Below are 23,798 nucleotides of genomic sequence, written 5' to 3'. Positions count from 1 at the left end.
TCAGGTCAGCGCGGTCGCGACGAGGTCGAGGACCGCCGTCGCGACGTCCGCCTTGCTGCCGGAGGTCTCCCGGACGACGTCGCCGCCCGGTACCAGGACCTCGATCGCGTTCTCCTCGCGCTCGAAGCCCGCGTTCCAGCCCACGTGGTTCACCACGAGCAGGTCGGCCGGCTTCCGGGCGATCTTGGCGCGGCCGAGGGCGATCCGCGCCGCACGGTCCGGTTCGGTCTCGGCCGCGAACCCGACGATGACCTGGCCGGTCCGGCGAACGGCGACCAGGTCGGCGAGCACGTCGGGGTTCCGGACCAGTTCGAGCGTCATGGTGTCGCCCTGTTCGTCCTTCTTGAGCTTGTCCGAGCGGACCTCGGCGGGGCGGTAGTCGGCGACCGCGGCGGTCATCACCACGACGTCGGCGTCCGCGGCCGCGGCGTGCACGGCGTCGGCCAGCTCGCGGGCGGAGCCCACCGGCACGACGTGTGCACCGAGCCCCTCCGTGAGACCGCCGTCGACGTTCGCCGCCACCAGGGTCACGGTCGCGCCCCGACGGACGGCGTCGGCGGCGATCGCCACGCCCTGGCGGCCGCTCGACCGGTTGCCGACGAACCGGACGGGGTCGAACGGCTCGCGGGTGCCGCCTGCGCTGACGACCACCCGCACACCGGCGAGGTCGCCCCGCTCCCCGCGCGCGCCGGTCGCGGTCGTCGCACCGGTCGCTGCTCCGGCCGGGAGGCCCGCCCCACCCCGTCGGAGCGCCCCGCCCCCGGCTCGAGCACCGCCAGGGCCGCGGTCACGATGTCCTCGGGCTCCGCCATCCGGCCGATGCCGGCGTCGTCGCCGGTGAGCGCGCCGACCACGGGGCCGACGAAGCGCACCCCGCGGCCCTGCAGGGTGCGGACGTTCGCCCGGGTCGCCGGGTGCTCCCACATCTGCGGGTGCATCGCCGGCGCGACGACGACGGGGGCCTCGGTCGCGAGCAGGGTCGTGCCGAGCAGGTCCCCGGCCAGGCCCGCGGCCATGCGGGCGAGCGCGTCCGCGGTCGCCGGCGCGATGACGACCAGGTCCGCGCGGCGCCCCAGCGCGACGTGGCGCACCTCGGCGACGTCGTCCCAGACGCTCGTCGTCACCGGGTTCCGGCTGAGTGCCTCGAGCGTCGGCAGCCCGACGAAGCGGAGCGCACCCTCGGTGGGGACGACGTGCACGTCGTGGCCCCGCTTGACGAGGTCGCGGACGACCCCGACGGCCTTGTAGGCGGCGATGCCCCCGGTGATCCCGACGACGACGGACAGACGGCGACCTGCTGCAGCATCCACGTCGGTCACGCTACCCGGCGCGCCGTGCGAGGATCGAGCCCATGTGCACCGTCGTCGTCCGCGTCGACCCCGCTGCCGAGTGGCCGGTCACCGTGCTCGCGCTCCGCGACGAGTCCCCGGACCGTCCCTGGGACGCGCCGGCCGCCTGGTGGCCCGACCGCGACCCGTCGGTCCGAGGTGTCCGCGACCGGTCCGCCGGGGGTGCATGGCTCGCCGCGTCCGACGACGCGGGGCTCGCCGTCGTGCTCAACCGGGCCGAACCGGTGCCGAGCGACGACGGCACCTGGACCACCCGCGGCGTGCTGCCGCTCGACGCCGTGACCGGGGCCCTGCCGGGCGCTGACGGTGGGCTGCCGACCACCAGGGCGTTCAACCTGGTGCGTGCCACCGCCGACGGCGTCGCGGTCGACACCTGGGACGGGGCAGCGGTCCGCACCAGCGTGCTCGGTCCCGGCGTGCACATGGTGACGCACGGTGCTCCCGACGATCCCGCGTCGCCGCGCATCGGTCGCTGGCTCGACGCGTTCCGGGCGGCCCCCGCCCCGAGCGGCCCGCCCGCGCTCGGCCCCTTCGACGAACTGCGGAGCGCAGACCACGGCGACGACGCGGGCGACGGGTGGAGCGGCTGGTTCGGCGTGCTCGCCGAGTCGACCGCGCTGCCCGCCGACCACCCGGACGCGATCCTCCGTGACGCCGTCGAGCCGGACGGGCACGTCGCGACGCTGTCGATCGTCGCCGCGGCCGTCGGCGTGGACCGGACGGTGCTGCAGCACGCCCGACTCGAGCGGCCCGGGCGACTCGACGGGTCGGTCGAGCTGCACCGGGCCTGAGCCACCGCACGCGACGGTGGCCGCCCTCGGTTGCTGACGCTCGCTCGTTGCTGTGAGGAGCAGCAGCGCTCCGAGCGGTCCGGGTCGGGACGAGCGGCGTACGGTCCCCTCCGTGACCCCGAGCACCCTGCCGGTCGCCGCCCGCTGCCCGGACGACGACACCGCCCCGCCCCGTCGGCGCCACCGCACCCGCGGCGTGTTCGCCGCGGCGCTCGCCGCCGTGACCGCCTCCGCCCTGGTCGCCTGCAGCGAGGACTCCTCCCAGGCCGTGGCGCCGTCGCCGTCCGCCACCGGTCGAGCATGGGACCACGCACCGGGTGCGCGGATCGTCGTGATCGGCGACTCGGTCAGCGGCGGGCACGGTCTGTCACCCGAGCAGGCATGGCCCGCGCTCCTCGCCCGGACCGAGCGGTGGCAGCTGACCAACCTGTCGTGCGACGGCGCTGGCGTCGTCGCCGAGGGCGACCCGGACACCTGCGCGAGCGCCTACCCCGGGCTCGTGCAGCGCGCGGTCGACCTGCGACCACGGGTCGTGTTCGTGCAGGCGAGCTCGAACGACCTCGGTCAGGACGACGCCGAGGTCACGAGTGCCACGGACCGGCTCGTCGCCCTGGTGCACCGGGACCTGCCGGCCGCCCGGGTCGTCGGGCTGAGCGCGGTGTGGAACGAGCAGGACCCGCCGGCGCAGCTGACCACGATCTCGCACGCGCTCCGGCGGGCGGTCCGGCGCGACGGCGGCACGTACGTCGACGTCGGACAGCCGCTGGCCGGCCACCCCGAGTGGATGCAGTCCGACGACGTGCACCCGACCGCCAGGGGGCAGCGTGCCCTCGAGGCCGGGGTGATCGACGCGTTCGCGCGCGACCGCCTGCGGTTCTGAGCGGGCGCGGGCGGAGGCGCACCGTGCCTCCCGACCGACCGACCAGCCGATCGACCGACTCTCGGTCGCCTGCGTGCGCCGGTCAGTCCGGTGCGTGCGTGTCCGTGAGGTCCTCAGCGACCGCCCAGAGCGCGCGGGCGAGGTCGGCGCTCCGCGCAGAACGCGGGACCGAGACGGTGGTGGTCGGTCCGGTGAGGCCGCCGAAGCCGGACGGGCCGTAGTAGGCGCCGCCGACCGCGGCCGGACCCACCGCGGCGTACAGCAGGGGCTCGGCGCCCTGCTCGACCGCCTGCGTGAAGGGGAGGGCGCGGTCGCTGGAGCGCACCGGCCGTGACCGCCCGAGCGACCGTCCCGCGGACTGCAGGTTCGTGCGGGTGTACCCGGGGTGCGCCGCGGTGCTGACGAGCGGCCAGTCCCGTTCGACCGACAGCCGGTGCAGGTGCAGGGCGAGGAGCAGGTCGGCGAGCTTCGACTGTGCGTACGCCCGCCAGCCGTTGTAGCCGCGTTCCCACTGCAGGTCGGCGAAGCGGATGCTGCCGGGGATCGCGGCGAGGCTCGACATGGTCGCGACCCGCGGTGCCGGACGTGCGTCGCCGCCGTCCCGCAGCAGGGTCGGCAGCAGCAGGTTCGTCAACGCGAGGTGGCCGAGGAAGTTCGTGCCGAACTGCAGCTCGAAGCCGTCCGCCGTCTCGAACCGCTGGGGCGGCGCCATGACGCCGGCGTTGTTCACGAGCACGTCGAGCCGTCGGTCGTCGGCAGCGACGGCTGCCGCGAACCGCCGCACGCTGGCGAGGTCGGCGAGGTCGAGCTCCCGGACCTCGACGTCGGCGTCCGGGTGGGCGCGGCGGATCCGGTCCGCCGCGGCGTCGCCCTTCGCGGGCGTCCGGACCGCCAGGACGACGCTCGCGCCGGCGCCGGCCAGCCGCTTCGCGGTCTCCTCGCCGGTGCCGCTGTTGGCACCCGTGACGACGATGCGACGGCCGGTCTGGTCGGGGAGGTTCGGCATGCGCGAGACGGTACGCGGGAGGGCTGGTCGGCCGCCGTGGATCGTGCTACATTCATGCAAACGCATCGATCAGGAGGCGCGCATGAGCAACGCATTCGGCACCGACCGTCCCTCGGACGTCCCGCCGCCCGCACCCGAGCGGATCGGGCCCGTACAGCTCGGGCTCGACACCTTCGGCGACGTGACCGAACGTGCCGACGGGTCGCTCCGCTCCGACGCCCAGAGCATCCGCGACGTCATCGACCAGGCGGTCCTGGCCGACCAGGTCGGCATCGACTTCATCGGCGTGGGCGAGCACCACCGCGAGGACTTCGTCGTGAGCGCGCCCGAGGTCGTCCTCGCGGCGATCGCCGCGCGGACGGAGCGCATCCGCATGGGCAGCGCCGTCACCGTGCTGTCCTCCGACGACCCGGTCCGGGTGTACGAGCGCTTCGCGACCGTCGACGCGCTGTCGGACGGTCGCGCAGAGGTGATCCTCGGCCGTGGGTCGTTCACCGAGTCCTTCCCGCTCTTCGGCTACGACCTGGCGGACTACGAGGTCCTGTTCGAGGAGAAGCTGCAGCTGTGGAACGCGCTCCGCGGCGGCGACGCCGTGACGTGGTCGGGCACGAAGCGCGCCTCGCTGACCGACCAGGACGTCTTCCCGAAGCTCGAGCACGGCCCGATCCCGACGTGGATCGGCGTCGGCGGCTCGCCCCAGTCGGTCATCCGCGCGGCCTCGTACGGGCTGCCCCTCTTCCTCGCGATCATCGGCGGGCAGCCGGCGCAGTTCGCGCCGTTCTCGCGGCTGTACCGGCAGGCGCTCACGCAGCTCGAGCTCCCGCAGCAGCCGATCGCCATGCACTCGCCGGGCTTCGTCGCCGAGACCGACGAGGAGGCCGCCGAGCGGTACTGGCCGTACCACAAGGCCGTCACCGACCGTCTCGGCCGCGAGCGCGGCTGGCCGCCCCTCGACACGGCCCAGTACCAGGCGGGCCTGTCCGCGGGCGGGTCGCTGTACGTCGGATCGCCGGAGACCGTCGCGCGGAAGATCGCGCGCAACATGCGGATCCTCGGCGTCTCGCGGTTCGACATGCGGTACGCCACGGGCCGCCTGCCGCACGAGGACATGATGCGCTCGATCGAGCTCTACGGCACGCGGGTCGCACCGCGGGTGCGCGAGCTGCTGGCCGAGCCGGTGCCGGTGCCGTAGGCGGTTCCGCGTCGGCGTTGCCGCACCGAGCGGGCACGCTGCTCGAGCCCGCCGGCGGGGAGGCCCGTCCGCCCCCGCCACGTCGGCTCACGGCAGCGGCGGGTACGGTCCAGGGCATGTCGCCCCGCCACAGCATCGTCGAGCGTCGCTTCCGTGGTCGCATCATGGGCGTCGGCACGACGTCCGGCGTGCGGTTCGTCGTCGGCATGTGGGAGCGGTCGCCGTTCGGAGCCTTCACGGACGTCTTCGTCGAGCAGCCGGACGGGTCGAGCGTGCTGCTCGCTCCGGACGAGATCGTCGCCGCGTACGTCTCCGGCACCTACCGCTTCGACACGGTCTCGGTGACCGACGTCGACGCCCGTCGGACGGCTCGCGGGCTCGAGCTCGAGGCCGGTCCGCTCCGCGCCTCGATCGACGTCGGGGCCATCTCGCCGCTCGGACGGGTGCTCCGCATCGTGCCGAAGCCGATCGCACGCGATCCCCGGTGGCTCAGCGTGATCGACCCCGTGGCCCGGCTCGTCGCTCCCGGCGCGGGGACGGCCGGCACCGCAGGAGGAGGCCGACGCGAGTACTACGGCGTGACCGGGGCGCACGACGTCACCGCCGTCTCGGGCTCCTGGGCGGGGGAGCCGTTGGGGTCCCTGGCCCCGCTCGACCCGCCCGTGGCGTTCGGCTTCGCATCGATGCCGCGCGTGCCCCAGGTCGTCGACGTCGAGACGACGATCCGCGAGCCCGCCGCCTGACCGCCCGAGCGTGCCGGTCGGGCGGAACGCGTCGGGTGCGCCCGAGCCCGCCGGACCCCGCGCCGGGCAGGTCCCAGCGTCGAGGGGCACACTGGCGGGAACGGAACGCGCCCGGGCAGTGCCCGGCCGGACGTCGAGCACAACGGGGCGCACGACGAACAGGAGCATCATGACCGACACGCAGGCAGACCAGCGCGCAGCCATCTCGGACATCGTCCACGGCGCCCGCACCGCCCTGCTCACCACCGTCAGCGACGACGGACAGCTGCACGCCCGACCCCTCGCCGTGCAGGACAAGGCCTTCAACGGCACGCTCCGCTTCCTGGTGCAGGACGGCAGCGAGAAGGTGGCGGACATCGCGCGCAACCCCAATGTCAACGTCGCCATCGAGTCGCAGGGCGGCTACCTCTCCATCGCCGGCACCGCCACCGTGACACGGGACGAGTCCGTGATCGACGAGCTGTGGTCGCCGTTCGCCGAGGCGTGGTTCCCCGACGGCCGCCAGGACCCGACGATCCGGCTCCTCACCGTCGAGGGCGACTCCGTCGAGTACTGGACGCAGGACACCGGCCCCGTGGGGAGCCTCGTGCAGACCCTCAAGGCGGCGCTGGGCAAGCAGAGCCAGCCCGACACCGGCCACCACGGCACCGTCGAGCTCTAGGACCCGTTCGCAGCACGCGAGGTGGGCGGTCCCCCGCAGCGGTACGGCGCTGCTGGGGACCGCCCACATCGCGTTCCGTGGTCCCTGGGAGGGCTCAGGGCGGACCGAGCAACCAGAGCACGGCGACGAGCACCGGCTGCCCGAGCAGCGCACAGCTGACGAAGGTCCACCGCATCCAGGGCCTCGCCACCAGTTCAGGCGACCCGAACAGCGGCGCGAGCGGCATGAGGAGCCGGGGCGTCGAGGCCATCGGCAGCGACACCGCGAAGATGTAGAGCGCGTACGCGGCCGAGTACAGCACCGTGGTCGACCCGAGCTGCCGGGTCGAGCGCCGGAGGAGCCAGACCGGGTAGGCCACGAGCAGGAACACCACGATGAGGACGCCGCCGACGCCGAGCCACCGGCCGGCGATGAGGAACCACGGCGTCATCGGCGTGAACTCGACCCGCCCGATGAAGTTCACCCACCACGACATCTCGGTCTCGAGGTACGCGTCCGGCCGCCCGGTGACGGACGCGGCGATCACGGGCCACGCGAGTCCGGCGGCGGCCGTCGTCACACCGGACGCCACGACGCGGACCCGCTCGGCGAGGGGGAAGGCGTCGAGCGACCGCACCCCGGTCCCCGCGGCCGCGCGGCGGGCCCGCACCCAGCGGACGAGCGCGACGACCCCGAGCAGGAGCGGCAGGGCGAGGGCGCCCGGTCGCGTGAACGCGGCGACGACACCGAGCACGGTCAACAGACCGTAGCGACGGCGTCCGAGCGCGAGCAGCGCCCCGAAGGTCAGTGCGAGGAACGTGCTCTCCGCGTACCCGACCTGCAGCAGGAACGACAGGGGACCGCACGCGAAGAAGAACACCGCCCACATCCCGGCGGCGTGCCCGGCGTGGTCACTGACCAGTCGGTGGAGCAGGAACGTCGCGACGAGGCCCGCGAGGAGGGCGACGAGCGGGGCACCGACCGCGAACGGGACGCCCGTCGACGCGGTCAGCATGCGGATCGCGAAGGGGAACGCGGGCAGGAACGCCCACGCGTTCTGGGCCACGTGGCCGGCCTGGTCGAGGGGGAGCGCGGTCGGGTAGCCGTGCACCGAGATCTGCTCGTAGTACTGCCCGTCCCACGCCGTCAGGAACGCACCGAAGCCGTGCTCGTTCCCCCAGATCGCGTTGTCCGGCATCACCCGCGCCATCAGGGGGTAGGCGAGCGCCAGCCACACGGTCGACACGACGCGGCCTCCGCCCCAGACGATGAGCACCGCGGCCCACACGGGCAGGCTCGTCGCGAGGTCGACGATGCGTCGTCGGCCGCTCGCGAGCGACCCGGTGACGGCGCCGTCGTACCGGCTCACCGGCCGGATCCGTCCGGCGCAGGGCTGATGGGGGACACCCTGCGAGGGTACCCAGCCGATCCTGGCATCCGGCGCACCGGCACGGAAGGCTCGTCCCCCCGTGCGCGGACCGACCCGGCCCCGTCGGGTGGTCGGCCGTCGTGGCGGGGGCGGGACGTGCCTCCCGGCAGCCGGCGCGACCTCGCGGTGCCTGAGCGGAGGCTCACCTCGTCGCCGGTGGGGTCCGGGTCTGGACGCGTGACGCGGCCCGCCTCCGGCGTCGGCGGCGCGGAAACCGAGCGGGCATAGCATTCGACGTGAGATGACGACGATGACGACGACACGACGGCGGGGGAGCACGGCGGTGGCCGTGCTCGTCGCGGGCACCTTCTTCATGGAGCTCCTGGACGGCACCATCCTGGCGACGGCGGCCCCGGCCATGGGACGGGACCTCGGGGTCGACTCGGCGGCGATCGGCGTCGCGATCACCGCGTACCTCGTGACGCTCGCGGTGTTCATCCCGGTCAGCGGCTGGCTCACCGACCGCGTCGGCTCGCGCACGGTGTTCGCCGGTGCGATCGCCCTCTTCACGGTGGCGTCGGCGCTGTGCGCCGCCTCGACCGGGCTCGTCGAGCTGACGCTCTGGCGCATCGTGCAGGGTCTCGGGGGAGCGCTCATGGTGCCGGTCGGGCGCCTCGTCGTGCTCCGCGGCGCCGGACGCGAGCAGCTCGTCACCGCGATCGCCATCCTGACCTGGCCGGCGCTCGCGGCGCCGATCATCGCGCCGTTCGTCGGCGGGGTCCTCGTCGACACGTTGAGCTGGCACTGGATCTTCCTGGTCAACATCCCCCTCGGGATCGTCGCCTTCGTCGCGGCGCTCGTGCTCGTGCCGCAGGAGCGCGCGCCCGATCGGGTGCCGTTCGACTGGCCCGGGTCGCTGCTCGCCTGCGTCGGGCTCGGGTCCCTCGTGGGGATGGCCTCGCTGCTGGCGCTCGACACGATCCCGCTCGTCGCGGTGCTCGTGTCGGGTGTCCTCGGCGCCGTGTGCTGCTGGCTCGCCGTGCGGCACTTCCGCCGCGCCGCGCACCCGATCATGGGTCTCGGGTCGTTCCGCCTCGAGACCTTCCGGGTCTCGCACGCGGGCGGCAGCCTGTTCCGGCTCGCCGTGTCGGCGGTGCCCTTCGTGCTGCCGCTGCTGTTCCAGGACGCCTGGGGGTGGAGTGCCGTCCTCGCGGGCTCGGCGGTGCTCTGGGTCTTCGTCGGCAACCTCGGCATCAAGCCCATGACGACACCGTTCCTCCGGTGGTTCGGCTACCGGCCGGTGATCGTGGTCTCGAGCGCGATCGCGGCGCTGAGCGTCGTCGCGATGGTGTTCCTGACCGAGGACACGCCCTTCTGGCTGCTCGCCGTGCTCCTCGTGGTGAGCGGCGCCGCACGGTCGGTCGGGTTCACCGCGTACAACACCATCGCCTTCGCGGACGTCGAGCAGGCCGACATGACCCCCGCCAACACGCTGTCCTCGACCCTGCAGCAGGTCGCGGCCGGGTTCGGCGTCGCCGTCGCCGCCGTCGCGATCCGGGCTGCAGCGGGGCTCGGCGGGTCCGGGCCGTACGACGTGGCGTTCTGGGTGATCGCCGCACTGCTCGTCGTCGCGTGCGTCGAGGGCGTGCTGATGAGCCGGACGGCGGGGGACACCGTGCGGCCGGCACGTCGTGTGCGCGCCTGACGGCGGTGGATGCCGTGCGTCGGCGTCGCGTGCGCGCCCGATGACATCCGTTCCCGGCACGGTCACGCGCACGAAACCTGCGGTGCGCTACGGTCACAGCAACTGTCGGCGACAGCCGAGTACGGTTGCCGCGGCAGGGTGACCGAGACACCCAGGACGGAAGGCAGCATGGCCGGGCCACAGCACCAGGGGACGATCGCGGGCGAGACCGCCGTGCAGCCCACCGAGCTGCGCGTCGTCAGCTACAACCTCCGCGAGCACACCGCGAACAGCGAGCTCGCCGCTCTCGCCGAGGCCTCGCAGGCCGACGTCATCTGCGTGCAGGAGTGCGACAGCAACGACCTCGCGCCGAGCGTCGCGGGGCTCTCCCTCGCCGCCTCGACGAAGGCGAACCGGCTCGGTCTCGCGATCTACAAGCGCGACGACCGGTTCGAGCTGCAGGACTTCAGCATCCACTCGCTGCAGAAGTCCCTGCACGACCGCGTCCTCGCTCCCGCACACGAGCGGCTCATCGCCATGCACCTGCGTGACACCGAGGCCGACGCCGAGGTCATCGTGGCCTCGTTCCACGCCTCACCGCTCACCGCCACGAACTCGCTGCGCCGCAAGCAGATCGAGGCCGCGCACCAGTTCGTGCGCGACCTCTCCGCCGAGGCCCCGGCCATCATGGTCGGTGACTTCAACTACCCGTGGTTCCAGACGAACCTGCGCCGGAAGATCGAGCAGCACGGCTTCGCGCTGTCGCTCTCCGACCAGCCGACCTACCTGCGGTACCGCAAGTTCACGGGCCACTTCGACTTCGCGACGAGCGTCGGGCTGCACATCGCCGGTGTCGAGACGCTGCCCGCGGGCATCTCCGACCACCGGCCGATCCTGGTGCGCGCGCACTACGAGCACCCCGGCGTCGCGACCGCGGCCGTCGAGGTCCCGGAGGCCCCCGCCGCTTGACGCCGCCGAGTCGCGGAGGCGGCGCGCCCGACATCCTGGTCCCACGACGTGCGGCGGCCCACCGTCCTGGTCGCACGACATGCCGTCGGCAAACCGTCCTAGTCGCACGACATGCCGTCCCGAGCGATCATGAGCGGCAAGTCGTACGACCAGAGCCGACCTCGGCGCGACCGGAGCCGGAGACGGGACGCGACGACACGAAGCACCGTGACCCACACGACGGACGGGAGGCGCGGTGCCAGTCGGCACCGCGCCTCCCGTCCGTCGTCGGTCGCGTTCCTGTCGCGGCGGGTCAGCGCCGCAGCGTCGCCCGCGCCAGACGGTTGCCGACGAACTGCCCGAGCTGGACGATCACCACGATGGCCGCCACCGACACGTAGACGATCCACCAGTCGTAGCGCTGCGATCCGTACACGATCGCGTACTCACCGAGGCCACCACCGCCGATGAGGGCTCCCTGCGCGGTCATGTCGACGATGCCCACGAAGATGAACGTGTAACCGAGGATGAGCGGTCCGACGCCCTCGGGGATGAGCACCGTCAGCAGGATCGAGATCGGGTGCGCGCCCGACGCCCGAGCCGCCTCGACGACGCCCGGGTCGACCGCGAGCAGGTTCTGCTCGACGATCCGGGACACCGCGAACGACGCCGCGAGCGAGATCGCGAAGGTCACCGCCGGCACGCCGATCGTCGTCTGCACCGCGACCCGCGACAGGGGTGCGATGGCCGCGAGGAAGATCACGAACGGGATCGGGCGCACGATGTTCACGACCACGTTGACGATCGTGTACACGGCGCGGTTGCCGAGCAGGTTGCCCGGCCGCGTCGCGTACAGGACGAGGCCGAGCGCGAGGCCGATGACGCCGGCGACGACGAGGGAGACCACCGTCATCACCAGGGTGTCCCGGATCGCTGCGAAGAACACGTCGGACGTGTCGATCACGCTCTGGAAGCCGTTGCCGTTCACGCTGTTGCCTCCTCGTCGACGGTGATCCGCCCGTCGCGCAGGGCACCGAGCGCCCGGTCGACGGCGGCGGGGTCGTCCGCCGTGAGCTCGTACGTGAGCGATCCGATGCGCCGCTCGCGGATCTCGCCGACCCCGCCGAACACGAGCTCGGCGGAGACACCCGCCGTGCGGAACGCGGCGTCGATCCGGTTCTGCAGGCCGACCTCGTCGGTGATCTGCACGGTCACGAGCCGACCGCGGTGGTGCTCACGCAGGCGCGCGAGCTGCTCGGCGGAGGGGCGGTCGTGCAGCGCGGTGCGCACGAAGCGCTGCGCGGCACCTGTCTGCGGCGAGGCGAAGACGTCGTAGACGTCCCCGACCTCGACCACGCGGCCCTGCTCCATCACGGCGACGCGGTCGGCGATCTGCCGCACGGCGTCCATCTCGTGCGTGATGACGATGATCGTCACGCCGAGTTCCCGGTTGACCCGGCGCAGGAGTCCGAGGACCTCGGCGGTGGTCTCCGGGTCGAGGGCACTCGTGGCCTCGTCGGCGAGGAGCAGCTCGGGGTTGCCCGCGAGCGCCCGGGCGATGCCGACGCGCTGCTTCTGCCCGCCGGAGAGCTGTTCCGGGTACGCGTGGGCGCGGTCGAGCAGACCGACGAAGTCGAGGAGCTCGGCGACGCGACGGTCACGCTCGTCCTTCGCGACACCGGCGACCTTGAGCGGGTACGCGACGTTGCCGGCGATCGTCCGGGAGCGGAACAGGTTGAACTGCTGGAAGATCATGCCGATCTTCCGACGCGCCAGACGGCGGTCCCGCTCGGGGATCGCCGTCAGCTCCTGCCCGCCCACGGTGACGCTGCCCGACGAGGGCAGCTCGAGCGCGTTGACGAGGCGGACGAGGGTGGACTTGCCGGCACCGGAGTACCCGATGACGCCGAGGACCTCACCCTGGTGCACGTCCAGGGAGACGTCCTCGACGGCCACCACGGTGTCGCCGGTGTCGGCGCGGCGGTAGTGCTTCGAGACGCCGCGGAGTTCGACGAGTGCCGGCACTACTGCTTGGCCGCCTTCGCGTCCTGCTCGACCTTCGCGAGCTCGTCCTGCAGCTTCTCCGCGCTCTCGTCACGGGCGACGGCCTCGGGCAGGTCCTGCGCGAAGGCCTTCTGCACGGCGGGGTCCTGGAAGAGCTTCGCCAGGTCCAGGTAGGTCTCGTTGTCCTTGTCGGCGTCACGCACCGCGAAGACGTTCACGTAGGGGGCGGCGCTCGCGCTCGCGGGGTCGTCCTGGTAGATGATGTCGCTGGTCGGGAGCTTCGCAGCGGTGGCGAAGTTGTTGTTCACCACGGCGGCGGCGACGGAGCCCTGCTGGAGCGCGTTCGCGGTCTGCGAGGCGTCGAGGGGCTGGACGTCGACCTTCGAGGACTCGATGTCGGTCGTGGTCGAGAAGGCCGAGCCACCGTCCTTGAGCTCGAGCAGCTCCGCGGCCTGCAGGATGAGCAGCGCGCGGGCCTGGTTGATCGAGTCGTTCGGGATGGCGACCTTCGCGTCCGCCGGCAGCTCGCTGGTCTCGTCGTACTCCGTCGAGTAGAGCGGCAGCGGGTAGACGGCGGTCGAGCCGATCGGCTGCAGGTCGTCGTTCGACGTGACGTTGTAGTCCGCCAGGTACTGGATGTGCTGGAACTGGTTGATGTCCAGCTGGCCGTCCTTGAGCGCGGGGTTCGGCAGCGAGTAGTCCGAGAAGTTCGTCAGCTCGACCGTCACCCCGAGCTCGTCCTTCGCGAGCTTCGTGTAGGTGCTCCAGTAGCCGAGCGACTTGTCGGCGACGCCGATCGTCACGGTCTTCTCGGCACCGCCGCCGGAGGCAGCGCCGTCGGGCCCGCCGGAGCGGACGGCGGCCACGACGACGGCGACGACGATCGCGACCACGACGACCGCGGCGGCGATGATCCAGCCGACGGGGCGCTTGCCCTTCGGCTTCTGGGGCAGGACGGGTGCTGCGGACATGGGGTGCTCCTCGTGGGGACGTGCCCGGACGGGCGGGGCGAGCCCGGACGGCGGCGTGCACGGGCGGTGCTGTGACGGCCGCGGAACGTCGCGGCACGGGTTCGAGTGTGACGGCCGACTGCTCGTCGTGACCAATCCGTTCCGCCGTGTTACATCGGGGCGATCCGTCCACAGGCCGTGTCCGGAGAGCCGCAGGGTGCAGCACCGGTTGGTTGACTCGGACCGTGCGCAGCATCGAACTCGTCCTCGACCCCGACTCCGACGCGGCCGTGCGCGCGGCGTGGGACGCCCTGACCGCCGCCGACCTGCCGAGCCTCGGCCGGTCGGGGACGAACGACCCGCACGTCACGCTCGCTGCCGGCGATGCGCTGCCCGTACCGGCGGGCTTCGACGCGCCGGTGCCGATGACGCTCCGGCTCGGCGGCCTCCTGCTGTTCCCCGCCGGCGCCGCACGGTCCGTGCTCGTCCGGGCCGTCGTCGTGGACCCGGTCCTCGCGGCCTTCCACACCGCCGTGCTCCGGACGACGCCCGACGTCGTCGAGACGTCGCAGTCGGGCGCGTGGTCCCCGCACGTCAGCTTGGCCCGTCGGGTCCGCGACGAGGACCTCCCCGCCGCCGTCGCCACGCTCCGGGCGACCCCGCTGCCGGAGACCCTGACCGTCGGCGGGGTCCGGCACTGGGACGGGGAGACGAAGACGGTCACACCGCTCGCGTGACCCGCGTGGCGGGCGGGTCCGGCCTGGAGGCGCGGTTCAGGTCCGCAGCACCCGCTCACCGAACACGGACGCGAACCGCCGTTCCGGGTCGGCCGCCGCCACCAGCCTGCGGAAGTCCGGCAGCCGCGGCCAGAGGGCCTCGAGCGCGTCGACGTCGAGCGAGCTCGTCTTGCCCCAGTGCGGCCGCCCGTCCAGCCGGGCCAGTCGTGCCTCGAGGTCCGGGAGCAGCGCCGCGACGGCGTCCGGGTGCTTCCGCCAGGTGAACGCGATGCACAGGACGTCCTCGCCCTGCGTCGGGCTCAGCCAGAACGGATCGGCGGCCATCGTGCGGAGCTCGCACACGTGCAGGTGCGGCTGGATGCGGTCCGCGAGTCCCCGCACGGCCTCGAGCGCGGCGGCGGCGTGCCGCAGCGGGACGAAGTGCTCGCTCTGCACCTCGGACCCGACGCTGGGCACCGCGTCGATCGGGAAGTGCGGCAACCGGTCCCACCAGGGACCGACGGAGCCGTCCCGCGCGGTGTGGTGCCCGTCGGCCGGTCGCCCGGGCAGCCGCGGTGCGCCGAGCACGGCGTCGGGCACGGACACGTCGTCGGCGCCGTCGCGCACCCGGGACTTCAGGAGGACCTCGCTGACCCGGTCCCCGAAGACCGTGTACGAGCACACCGAGTAGGCCTCGGCGTGCACGTCGGCGACGTTCGCGACGAAGCGGTCCCAAGGGATCGGACCGTACGTGTCCTGCCGCATCCGGTAGCTGGGCTCGACGTCGAGTTCGACGCGGGTGACGATCCCGAGCAGCCCGAGGTGCAGGACGGCCCCGTCGAAGTCGTCGTCGCCGCGCCGCAGCACCCGCCGCGCTCCGTCGGCGCCGAGCAGCTCGAACGACCGCACCGCCGTGCTGAGCGAGCCGAGCCTGGTCCCCGAGCCGTGCGTCCCGGTGGCGATCGCACCGCCGATCGAGATGTGCGGCAACGATCCGGTGTTGTGCAGGGCGACCCCGGCAGCGTCGAGCTCGGGGGCGACGAGTCCGTACCGGGTGCCCGCGCCCATGGTCGCGGTGCCCGCTGCGTGGTCGACGACCAGGTCGCTGGGGACGCCGGTCAGGTCGAGCAGCACACCGGACGTGTCCGCGACGTCGTTGAAGGAGTGTCGGGTGCCGATGCCGTGCACCCGCGGTGCCCGGGCGACGATCTCGGCGGCCTCGTCGATGGTCCGCGGGCGGACCACCCGCTCCGCCGTGTAGGTGACCGTGCCGGACCAGTTGCGTTCGCGCGCCGTCGACCCCATGGCCCCCACGATGCCACCGACGCGCCGGTCCGGGACGCCGGCGGCACGAGGGAGGCGGCCCGGGTCAGTGCACCGCCGGGGCGCCGGCGGGTGCGCCCTCGGGCGTCTCCGGGCGGCGGACGAACGCGGACGTGAGGATGCCGAACAGCGAGATGACGCCGCCCACGAGGAACGCGGTCTGCACACCGGAGGCGGTCGCGGCGGCGACGCCGGCTGCGTCCGCGTCGGCGCCCGCCGTGGCGGCGCCGATCGTCAGGAGCGTGACGAAGAGCGCCGTCCCGGCGGCGCCGGCCAACTGCTGCGCCGTCCCGAGCACCGCGCTGCCGTGCGAGTAGAGCTTCGGCGGCAGGCCACCGAGCGCGGCGGTGAAGAGCGGCGTGAAGGTCAGCGCGAGGCCGACGCTCAGCACGACGTGGGCACCGAGGACGAACCACACGCTCGTGTCGACACCGACGGTGGAGAGCGCCCAGAGCACGGCACTGATGATGATCGACCCGGGGACGAGGAGCACGCGCGGCCCTCGGCGGTCGTAGATGCGACCGACCACGGGGGAGAGCAGCCCCATGATCAGGCCGCCCGGGAGCAGCAGGAGGCCGACGGTCAGGACCTCGAGCCCGAGGACGCGCTCGAGGTAGATCGGCAGCAGGATCAGCGTGCCGAACATCGCCATGAAGCTCAGGCCCATCGCCACGATCGGCACCGTGAAGCCCTTGGTGCGGAAGGTCCGCAGGTCGAGCAGGGCGCTGTCGGTGCGCTGCAGGCGGGTCTGCCGGACGACGAAGAACGCCAGCGCCGCGAAGCCGACGACCAGCGCGAGGACGGGAACGAGCGGACCGGTCGACCCGGCCTCGCCGAAGCTGGAGAGCCCGAAGACGATCCCGCCGAACGCCACGGCGGAGACCACGACCGACAGGACGTCGAGCGGCGCGCGGCGGGGCGTGGTCACGTTGCGGACCTTGAGCATGCCGAGCACGAGCGCGGCGACGGCGATCGGCAGCACGAACCCGAACAGCCAGCGCCACGAGAACGCGTTGAGGATCAGGCCGGAGATGGTCGGGCCGACGGCGGGTGCCACCGAGATGACGATCGAGATGTTGCCCATGATGCGACCGCGGTGGGCGGGCTCGACCAGGTTGAGGACGGTCGTCATGAGCAGCGGCATCATGATCGCGGTCCCGCTGGCCTGCACGATGCGGCCGACGAGCAGCACGGGGAAGCCGGGCGCCGCGAGCGCGACGAGCGTGCCGAGGCTGAACAGCGCCATCGCCGCGATGAAGACCTGGCGCGTGCTGAAGCGCTGGAGCAGGAAGCCGGTGATCGGGATCACCACCGCCATGGTGAGCAGGAAGCCCGTGGTCAGCCACTGGCCGGTGGCGGCGGAGATGTCGAGGTCCTCCATGAGCCGGGGCAGCGCGACGCCCATGATCGTCTCGTTGAGGATGACGACGAACGCCGAGACGAGCAGCAGCCCGATCACGAGTCGGGTCTCGCCGGCGGAGGGCTGCGAGACGCTCCCGGTGCGCGGGGCGGAATCGACGGCCTGGGTCATGCGGGGCTCCTGGGGAGTGACGGCGGACTACGAGGGGGCGCGGACGGCGCAGACAGGGCAACCGCCTGAACGGATCCGAGTATTCCGCTTCCGTGTGTCATCCTCGTGAACGGGGTGCTCACCGCAGGATCGCGAACCCGTCGCCGTCGCCGTGGGGCACGACGCTCCGGAGCGTCACGTCGGTCACGGTGGCGGTCGGCGGTCCGGTGCGCAGGAACGCCATGAGCGCCTCGACCGACTCGGACGGCCCCTCCGCCTCGACCTCGACGGTGCCGTCGAACAGGTTCCTGGCGTACCCGTCGAGCTCCAGCCCGTCTGCCTTGCGTGCGGTCCAGTACCGGAAGCCGACCCCCTGCACGGAGCCCGACACCACGGCGTGCACCCTCGTCACCGTCGTCATGCCGCCAATGTAGGCACGGTCGGGGCGGGGGAGGTTACGGCACTGTTCCGGTCTCGTGAAACCGCTGATAGTGTCATTGCAACCCGAACACTTCGAGTCAAGATGACACAAACAGATCCCACCCCCATCCGCGTCGCGGCCTCCACCGTGATCGTCGCGCTGCGCCCGCACCCCGACACCGGCGCCCCGGCCCTGTGGATGCCCCTCGTGCGGCGGGTGACCGATCCGTTCGAGGGCTCGTTGGCGCTCCCGGGCGGCTGGGTCGGGGCGGACGAGGGGCTCGAGGACTCCGCGGCCGCTCGACTGCGCGAGACCACGAACGTCCAGCCGCGCTACCTCGAGCAGCTCTACGCGTTCGGTGACGTCGACCGGTCCCCGACCCGCGTCGTGTCGATCGTGTACTGGGCGCTGGTGCACCCGGACGAGGCGGACTCGGTCCCCGACGACTGGAACGTCCGCTGGTTCCTGGCGGACGAGCACCCGCCCCTGGCCTTCGACCACGACCGCATCGTCGACTACGCACTCTGGCGCCTGCGCAACAAGGTGTCGTACTCCCGCATCGCGCAGGCGTTCCTGGGGGACCGGTTCACCCTCGCCGAACTCCGCGGCGTCTACGAGGCCGTGCTGGGACGCACGCTCGACCCCGCGAACTTCCGGCGCCAGGTCGCACAGGGCGACGCCGTGCTGCCCACCGACGAGACGACGAGCGGTGACCGTCACCGTCCGGCCCGGCTCTACCGCTCGAACCCCGACCTGGCGTACGCCGACAACGGGCCGCTGACCGCTCCCGTCCCCGCGACGCCCCCGACCCGATAGGAACCACCGTGTCCATCGCGCTCACCATCGACCGCATCTCCGACGGCAGGGCCGCCGGCAGCACCTGCACCCCCGACCTGGCGATGCCGACGTGGGAGGTCGACGCCCTGCCCGGCTACGGTCCCGGGTCGTCGATGACCGACGTCATCCCGACGACCGCCCCGCGGCAGGGGCAGATCCCGGACGAGTACAAGCACGCCTCCGACGACGAGCTGCACCAACGGATCGAGCGGGCGAAGGCGTCGCTGGGGGACCGGGTCGTCGTGCTCGGGCACTTCTACCAGCGCGACGAGGTCGTGCGGCACGCTGACTTCCTCGGCGACTCGTTCCAGCTGGCGAACGCCGCCCTGACGAAGCCCGACGCCGAGGCGATCGTGTTCTGCGGTGTGCACTTCATGGCGGAGACGGCCGACATCCTGGCCCGCGACGACCAGCGCGTGATCCTGCCGAACCTCGCCGCCGGCTGCTCGATGGCCGACATGGCCGACATCGACAGCGTCGAGGCGGCCTGGGCCGAGCTGACCGCGGTCTACGGCACCGAGCCGGACGCCGACGGACGCGTGCCGGTGATCCCGGTCACCTACATGAACTCCGCCGCCGACCTCAAGGCGTTCTGCGGTCGGAACGGCGGGATCGTCTGCACGTCGTCGAACGCCGCGACCGTCCTCGAGTGGGCCTTCGAGCGCGGGCAGCGCGTCCTCTTCTTCCCCGACCAGCACCTCGGCCGGAACACGGCGAAGGCGATGGGGATCAGCACCGACCTGATGCCCATGTGGAACCCGCGGAAGCCCCTCGGCGGCAACACCGTCGCGGACCTCGAGGCGGCCCGCGTGGTGCTCTGGCACGGCTTCTGCTCCGTCCACCGCCGCTTCACGGTGGAGCAGATCGAGCAGGCGCGACGCGAGCACCCCGGCGTCCGGGTGATCGTCCACCCCGAGTGCCCGATGGCCGTGGTCGACGCCGCGGACGGCGCGGGCAGCACCGACCTCATCCGCCGGACCGTCGCGGCCGCCACCGAACCGACCACGTTCGCCATCGGCACCGAGATCAACATGGTCAACCGGCTCGCCGCGGAGTACCCCCAGCACACGATCTCCTGCCTCGACCCGGTCGTCTGCCCGTGCTCGACGATGTACCGGATCCACCCCGGGTACCTCGCCTGGGTGCTCGAAGCGCTCGTCCGCGGCGAGGTCCTCAACGAGATCGTCGTGCCGGCGGACGTGCAGGCCGACGCCCGGGTCGCGCTCGAGCGCATGCTCGCCGCGAAGCCGCGGGGCTGACGGACACCGGGTCGGACCGCAGGGAGCGCAGCGTGCACGTCGTCATCGTCGGGTCGGGCATCGCCGGCCTCACCGCCGCGATCCGCGCGAGCGCGCGGCACGACGTCACCCTGGTGACGAAGGGGGTGCTCGCGGACGGTGCGACGGCCGCGGCCCAGGGCGGCATCGCCGTCGCGCTCGGGGCCGACGACTCCGTCGCGCTGCACGAGCGCGACACCCACACCGCCGCTGCCGGCACCGCCGATGCCAGGGCCGTCGCCGTGCTCTGCGCCGACGGGCCGGCCCGCGTCCACGACCTCCTGGCACTCGGAGTGCCGTTCGACCGGAGCACGGACGCCGCCGCACTCGAGCGCCACGGCGACGACCTGGCCCGTGGGCGCGAGGCGGCGCACGGTCGCTGGCGCGTCCTGCACGCCGAGGGCGACGCCACCGGTGCCGCCGTCGAGCGGACGCTCGTGGACGCGCTGCACCGCCAGCGCGTCACGGTGCTGGAGCGCACCTGCCTCACCGACCTGGTGGTCCGTGACGGCGCCGTCGTCGGGGTCGACGTGCTCGACCTGTTCGGCGAGCCGCAGCGGATCCACGCCGACACGGTCGTGCTCGCGTCCGGCGGATCCGGGCACCTCTACCGTGAGACGACGAACCCGCTGGTCGCGACCGGCGACGGCGTGGCGGCCGCGTGGCGGGCGGGCGCCGTCCTCGCCGACCTGGAGTTCGTGCAGTTCCACCCCACGCGGCTCGCCGTGCCCGGCGGCGGCCTCGTCTCCGAGGCGGTCCGCGGCGAGGGCGCCGTGCTGCGCGACGCCTCCGGCCGTCGGTTCATGCAGGCGGTGCACCCGGACGCCGAGCTCGCTCCGCGGGACGTCGTCGCGCGAGGGATCGCCGCGGCGGTGCGCGACCAGGGTGGGCAGCCCGTCCTCCTCGACGCCACCGGCCTCGACCCGACGTTCCTCGTCGGACGCTTCCCGGGCCTGACCCGCGCCACGCGGGCCGCGGGGTTCGACTGGACGCGCGAGGGCGTCCCCGTCGCCCCGGCAGCCCACTACGCGATGGGCGGGATCGCCACGGACGCGGAGGGCCGGACGAGCCTGCCCGGACTCCTCGCCGTGGGCGAGGTCGCCTGCACCGGCGTCCACGGCGCGAACCGACTCGCGTCGAACTCGCTGCTCGAGGGACTCGTCTTCGGTGTCCGCGCGGCGGACGCCGTCGGGTCGCCCCGACCCGCGACCCCGCGTCTCCGCGGTGACGCCGCCCTCCCGGTGCACGCGGTCCCCGACGCCCCGGTGACGCACGAGGCGGCGGGGCGCCGTGCCTCCCGTCCGGACAGTGCCGTCGAGGGTCGGGACGGGGTGCGCCGGACGGGAGGCACGGACGACCGTCCCGACGCCGGTGCCGTCCGGCGGGCGGTCCAGACCGAGATGACGGAGCGGGTCGGACTGCTCCGCGACGCGACGGGGCTCGCCGCGGCGCGGCGAGCGCTGGCAGCGCTCCGTCCGCCCACGCCGTGGACCGTGCGCGACCACGAGGACCGCGCGCTGCTCGACCTGGCGCGGGTGACGGTGCTCGCGGCCGAGGCCCGCACGGAGTCCCGGGGCGCGCACGCCCGGACCGACCACACCGACACCGACCCGTCCGCACCGCCCAGCACCGCCTGGGTGCGCGCCGCGCGCACGGGCGCCAGCACGTCCGCCGACACCGCAGCAGCCACCGTCCCGCAGGGAGTCCCCGCATGACCAGCACCACCGAACCCGTGACCGGGACCACCGTCGTCGCGCCGTCCGACCCCGGCTCGATCCCGCCCCACGCCCTCCGCCGCATCGTCGAGACCGCGCTCGAGGAGGACGCGCCCTGGGGTGACGTCACCAGCGAGACCCTCATCCCCGTCGACGCCGTCGCGGCCGCCGTGCTCGCCGCGCGAGAACCGGGTGTGCTCGCCGGGGGCGGGGTGTTCGCCGCGGTGATGCACGCCGTCGACCCGTCCATCCACACCGAGCTGCAGCTGTCCGACGGCGCGGCGTTCGAGGCGGGGCAGGTCCTGGCGACGGTGCACGGCCCCGCGCGGTCGGTGCTCCGTGCCGAGCGGGTCGGCCTCAACCTGGTGCAACGGATGTCGGGCGTCGCGACCGCCACCGCGCAGTACGTCGCGGCCGTCGCCGGCACCGGGACCCGCATCGCCGACACCCGGAAGACCACCCCGGGCCTCCGGGCGCTCGAACGGTACGCGGTGCGCTGCGGTGGCGGACACAACCACCGGAACTCGCTCTCCGACGCCGTGCTCGCCAAGGACAACCACCTCGCGGTGCTGCTGGCCGGCGGCACCTCGATCGGTGACGCCGTCCGCGATGCCCGCCGCCGCCTCGGGCACACCGTGCACCTGGAGGTCGAGGTCGACCGGATCGACCAGGTCGACCCCGTCGTCGCGGCCGGCGTCGACACGATCATGCTCGACAACTTCACGCCGGAGCAGCTCGTCGAGGGTGTCCGGCTCGTCGCGGGTCGCGCGGTCGTCGAGGCCTCCGGCGGGGTGTCGCTCGAGACCGTCGGACGGATCGCCCGCACGGGTGTCGACGTCGTCTCCGTCGGTGCCCTGACCCACTCGGCCCGCGCGCTCGACCTCGGGCTCGACGTCGACGTGGCGACCGCCGCCGACTGAGCGCCGTGTTCTACCTGGACCGCGCGGCCACCACACCCGTGCGCCGCGAGGTGCTCGAGGCCATGTGGCCGTACCTGACGGGTGTCTTCGGCAACCCCTCGTCGACGCACGGCGTGGGCGGAGCCGCCGCTCGCGGGCTGGCGGAGGCGCGCGCCGCGGTCGCGACGTTCCTCGGCTGCCGACCGGGCGAGGTCGTGTTCACCTCCGGGGGCACCGAGGGCGCGAACACCGCCGTCAAGGGCATCGCGCTCGCCGCGCCCCGTGGTCGCCACGTCGTCACGAGCGCCGTCGAGCACGACGCCGTCCTCGAGAGCTGCCGGTACCTCGAGCGCCACCACGGCTTCGCCGTCACGGTCGTGCCGGTCGACCGTGACGGGCTCGTGGCACCGGGCGCGCTCGCCGCGGCGCTGCGGCCGGACACGAGCCTGGTGTCGATCGCGCACGCCGACAACGAGATCGGCACCGTCCAGGACCTGCCGCAGCTGGCCGCCGTCGCGCACGGTGTCGGCGCACGCTTCCACACCGACGCCGTGCAGAGCGCCCCGTGGCTGCCCGTGGGGCTCGACCGGCTCGGGGTCGACGCGTTGTCGTTCTCCGGGCACAAGCTCGGCGCGCCGAAGGGGACCGGCGTGCTCGCGGTCCGTGGCGGCGTGCCCCTCGAACCGCTGCTGCACGGCGGCGGCCACGAGCGGGGGAGGCGGTCGGGCACCGAGGACGTCGCCGGCGCGGTCGCCGTCGCCACCGCGGTGACGCTCGCCGCTGCCGAGCGGGACGTCGCGGCCGCTCGCGCCACCGTGACGCGCGACGCGCTCGTGCAGGGCGTCCTGACGACGGTGCCCGGCGCGGTGCTGACCGGGTCGGCCGAGCGCCGGCTCCCGGGACACGCGTCGTTCTGCTTCCCCCGGGTGCCGGACGGTCCGCCTGCGGTCAACGGGGAGACCGTCCTGCTCGAACTCGAGCAGCGCGACGTCGTCTCGTCCTCGGGGAGCGCCTGCGCCGCCGGCAGCACCGAGGCCTCGCACGTCCTCACCGCGCTCGGCCTGACGGAGGACACCGCCCGGACCGCCCTCCGGCTGACGTTCGACGCCGACCTGTCGGACGACGACGTCCCCGTCGTGGTCGGGGCGGTGGCGGACGCCGTCGCCGCGGTGCGGACGCTCGCGCAAGGGGTGTACTAGACGTTCTCCTCCACAGTTGGGGTCGTGTCCCCCCTTCTGTGGACCGTGCTCGTCGGTCACCATGGAGGCATGGCGAACGCGATCACCACTCGGGTCCGGCGGGAGGACCGCTTCCGGGCGGTCCAGCTCCTCCCGGCACCGGCCACGGTCGTCGCGCTCGCCGTCGCCGCGCAGCACGACCTCGGTACCGCCCCGCTGGGCGTCATCGCGACCGTGGGTGCCGTCGCCACCGTCGCCAGTGCCGTGCTGCCGACGGTCCGACCCGCGGCGCTCCGTCGCCCGATGCCCGCGCCGGACGAGACGGACCGGTACCGAGGGGACACCGGACGACCCTGAGGAACCCAC

General features: G+C 73.4%; 22 protein-coding genes and 1 pseudogene. 14 read left to right on the top strand and 9 right to left on the bottom strand.

All coding sequences use genetic code 11. From position 1 onward, the window contains the following. Nucleotides 1–1,286: pseudogene (locus DEJ22_RS11385) on the bottom strand (bifunctional phosphopantothenoylcysteine decarboxylase/phosphopantothenate synthase). A 65-nt stretch (nucleotides 1,287–1,351) separates the two neighbouring features. On the opposite strand from DEJ22_RS11385, the gene DEJ22_RS11380 reads away from it, so the two are divergent. Both DEJ22_RS11380 and DEJ22_RS11375 read left to right on the top strand, forming a co-directional pair. After that, the gene (locus tag DEJ22_RS11380) at nucleotides 1,352–2,140 is read left to right on the top strand and encodes an NRDE family protein (protein ID WP_111227232.1); all 789 of its coding nucleotides are present in this window, start codon (nucleotides 1,352–1,354) and stop codon (nucleotides 2,138–2,140) included. A 112-nt stretch (nucleotides 2,141–2,252) separates the two neighbouring features. Next, a complete protein-coding gene (locus tag DEJ22_RS11375) occupies nucleotides 2,253–3,020 on the top strand; it encodes an SGNH/GDSL hydrolase family protein (protein WP_111227231.1) in 768 nt (255 codons plus the stop codon). Nucleotides 3,021–3,102: 82 nt separating this feature from the next. Here the strand turns inward: DEJ22_RS11375 and DEJ22_RS11370 are convergent, their stop codons facing one another. Continuing rightward, nucleotides 3,103–4,026 carry an SDR family oxidoreductase gene (locus DEJ22_RS11370; RefSeq protein WP_111227230.1) on the bottom strand — a complete coding sequence of 308 codons (924 nt, stop codon included), beginning with the start codon at nucleotides 4,024–4,026 and terminating at the stop codon, nucleotides 3,103–3,105. 82 nt (nucleotides 4,027–4,108) lie between these two features. Here DEJ22_RS11370 and DEJ22_RS11365 point away from each other — a divergent pair, with 82 nt between their 5' ends. From DEJ22_RS11365 to DEJ22_RS11355, 3 genes are all read left to right on the top strand, one after another. Beyond that, nucleotides 4,109–5,218 (top strand): LLM class flavin-dependent oxidoreductase, encoded by a 1,110-nt coding sequence (locus DEJ22_RS11365; protein WP_258379619.1) that lies wholly within the window; start codon nucleotides 4,109–4,111, stop codon nucleotides 5,216–5,218. Between the two features lie 116 nt (nucleotides 5,219–5,334). Continuing rightward, complete coding sequence (locus DEJ22_RS11360; protein WP_111227229.1) at nucleotides 5,335–5,961, top strand: hypothetical protein; 627 nt, start codon at nucleotides 5,335–5,337, stop codon at nucleotides 5,959–5,961. 169 nt (nucleotides 5,962–6,130) lie between these two features. Next, complete coding sequence (locus tag DEJ22_RS11355) at nucleotides 6,131–6,622, top strand: pyridoxamine 5'-phosphate oxidase family protein (RefSeq protein WP_111227228.1); 492 nt, start codon at nucleotides 6,131–6,133, stop codon at nucleotides 6,620–6,622. A 94-nt stretch (nucleotides 6,623–6,716) separates the two neighbouring features. Here DEJ22_RS11355 and DEJ22_RS11350 read toward each other — a convergent pair whose 3' ends face one another. Next, entirely contained in the window at nucleotides 6,717–7,970 is a 1,254-nt protein-coding gene (locus DEJ22_RS11350; protein WP_111227227.1) for a putative hexosyltransferase, read from the bottom strand. Nucleotides 7,971–8,271: 301 nt separating this feature from the next. On the opposite strand from DEJ22_RS11350, the gene DEJ22_RS11345 reads away from it, so the two are divergent. Both DEJ22_RS11345 and DEJ22_RS11340 read left to right on the top strand, forming a co-directional pair. Then, nucleotides 8,272–9,675 carry an MFS transporter gene (locus tag DEJ22_RS11345; RefSeq protein WP_181430798.1) on the top strand — a complete coding sequence of 468 codons (1,404 nt, stop codon included), beginning with the start codon at nucleotides 8,272–8,274 and terminating at the stop codon, nucleotides 9,673–9,675. A gap of 168 nt (nucleotides 9,676–9,843) precedes the next feature. Next, a complete protein-coding gene (locus DEJ22_RS11340) occupies nucleotides 9,844–10,623 on the top strand; it encodes an endonuclease/exonuclease/phosphatase family protein (protein WP_111227226.1) in 780 nt (259 codons plus the stop codon). Between the two features lie 292 nt (nucleotides 10,624–10,915). Here DEJ22_RS11340 and DEJ22_RS11335 read toward each other — a convergent pair whose 3' ends face one another. Genes DEJ22_RS11335 through DEJ22_RS11325 form a run of 3 tightly spaced genes read right to left on the bottom strand, consistent with a single transcriptional unit; the run spans nucleotide 10,916 to nucleotide 13,577 of the window. Beyond that, nucleotides 10,916–11,590, bottom strand: coding sequence for a methionine ABC transporter permease (locus DEJ22_RS11335; RefSeq protein WP_111227225.1), 675 nt, complete (start codon nucleotides 11,588–11,590; stop codon nucleotides 10,916–10,918). After that, on the bottom strand, nucleotides 11,587–12,627 hold the full coding sequence (locus DEJ22_RS11330) for a methionine ABC transporter ATP-binding protein (protein ID WP_111227224.1): 1,041 nt from the start codon (nucleotides 12,625–12,627) through the stop codon (nucleotides 11,587–11,589). The genes DEJ22_RS11335 and DEJ22_RS11330 overlap by 4 nt, the downstream gene beginning before the upstream one ends. Then, nucleotides 12,627–13,577 (bottom strand): MetQ/NlpA family ABC transporter substrate-binding protein, encoded by a 951-nt coding sequence (locus DEJ22_RS11325; RefSeq protein ID WP_111227223.1) that lies wholly within the window; start codon nucleotides 13,575–13,577, stop codon nucleotides 12,627–12,629. Before DEJ22_RS11325 ends, DEJ22_RS11330 begins: the two co-directional genes overlap by 1 nt. A 224-nt stretch (nucleotides 13,578–13,801) precedes the next feature. Here DEJ22_RS11325 and DEJ22_RS11320 point away from each other — a divergent pair, with 224 nt between their 5' ends. Beyond that, a complete protein-coding gene (locus DEJ22_RS11320) occupies nucleotides 13,802–14,293 on the top strand; it encodes a 2'-5' RNA ligase family protein (RefSeq protein ID WP_111227222.1) in 492 nt (163 codons plus the stop codon). Between the two features lie 36 nt (nucleotides 14,294–14,329). On the opposite strand, the gene DEJ22_RS11315 is transcribed toward DEJ22_RS11320, so the two are convergent. The 3 genes from DEJ22_RS11315 to DEJ22_RS11305 all read right to left on the bottom strand — a co-directional run bounded on the left by DEJ22_RS11315 (nucleotide 14,330) and on the right by DEJ22_RS11305 (nucleotide 17,526). Then, nucleotides 14,330–15,577, bottom strand: a complete 1,248-nt coding sequence (locus tag DEJ22_RS11315; RefSeq protein WP_111227221.1) for an FAD-binding protein — start codon at nucleotides 15,575–15,577, stop codon at nucleotides 14,330–14,332. A gap of 64 nt (nucleotides 15,578–15,641) precedes the next feature. Further along, complete coding sequence (locus tag DEJ22_RS11310) at nucleotides 15,642–17,126, bottom strand: MDR family MFS transporter (RefSeq protein WP_111227220.1); 1,485 nt, start codon at nucleotides 17,124–17,126, stop codon at nucleotides 15,642–15,644. 118 nt (nucleotides 17,127–17,244) lie between these two features. Further along, entirely contained in the window at nucleotides 17,245–17,526 is a 282-nt protein-coding gene (locus tag DEJ22_RS11305) for an acylphosphatase (protein WP_220033770.1), read from the bottom strand. Nucleotides 17,527–17,628: 102 nt separating this feature from the next. Between DEJ22_RS11305 and DEJ22_RS11300 the strand changes: the two genes are divergently transcribed. From DEJ22_RS11300 to DEJ22_RS11275, 6 genes are all read left to right on the top strand, one after another. Next, entirely contained in the window at nucleotides 17,629–18,342 is a 714-nt protein-coding gene (locus tag DEJ22_RS11300) for an NUDIX hydrolase (RefSeq protein WP_111227219.1), read from the top strand. Nucleotides 18,343–18,350: 8 nt separating this feature from the next. After that, nucleotides 18,351–19,622 carry a quinolinate synthase NadA gene (gene nadA, locus DEJ22_RS11295; protein ID WP_111227218.1) on the top strand — a complete coding sequence of 424 codons (1,272 nt, stop codon included), beginning with the start codon at nucleotides 18,351–18,353 and terminating at the stop codon, nucleotides 19,620–19,622. 32 nt (nucleotides 19,623–19,654) lie between these two features. Next, nucleotides 19,655–21,355: an L-aspartate oxidase gene (locus tag DEJ22_RS11290; protein WP_111227217.1), complete on the top strand. Its 1,701-nt coding sequence runs from the start codon at nucleotides 19,655–19,657 to the stop codon at nucleotides 21,353–21,355. Then, nucleotides 21,352–22,275 (top strand): carboxylating nicotinate-nucleotide diphosphorylase, encoded by a 924-nt coding sequence (gene nadC / locus DEJ22_RS11285; protein ID WP_111227216.1) that lies wholly within the window; start codon nucleotides 21,352–21,354, stop codon nucleotides 22,273–22,275. The genes DEJ22_RS11290 and nadC overlap by 4 nt, the downstream gene beginning before the upstream one ends. 5 nt (nucleotides 22,276–22,280) lie before the next feature. Next, a complete protein-coding gene (locus tag DEJ22_RS11280) occupies nucleotides 22,281–23,453 on the top strand; it encodes a cysteine desulfurase family protein (RefSeq protein ID WP_111227215.1) in 1,173 nt (390 codons plus the stop codon). 69 nt (nucleotides 23,454–23,522) lie between these two features. Then, the gene (locus DEJ22_RS11275) at nucleotides 23,523–23,789 is read left to right on the top strand and encodes a hypothetical protein (protein ID WP_111227214.1); all 267 of its coding nucleotides are present in this window, start codon (nucleotides 23,523–23,525) and stop codon (nucleotides 23,787–23,789) included. Nucleotides 23,790–23,798 lie beyond the last annotated feature (9 nt).

It is taken from the genome of Curtobacterium sp. MCSS17_007, from assembly GCF_003234175.2.
In the GTDB taxonomy this organism is placed as follows: Bacteria; Actinomycetota; Actinomycetes; order Actinomycetales; family Microbacteriaceae; genus Curtobacterium.
The sequence above is the reverse complement of the archived record's forward strand: the minus strand, read 5'-3'. Positions and strand labels throughout refer to the sequence as shown.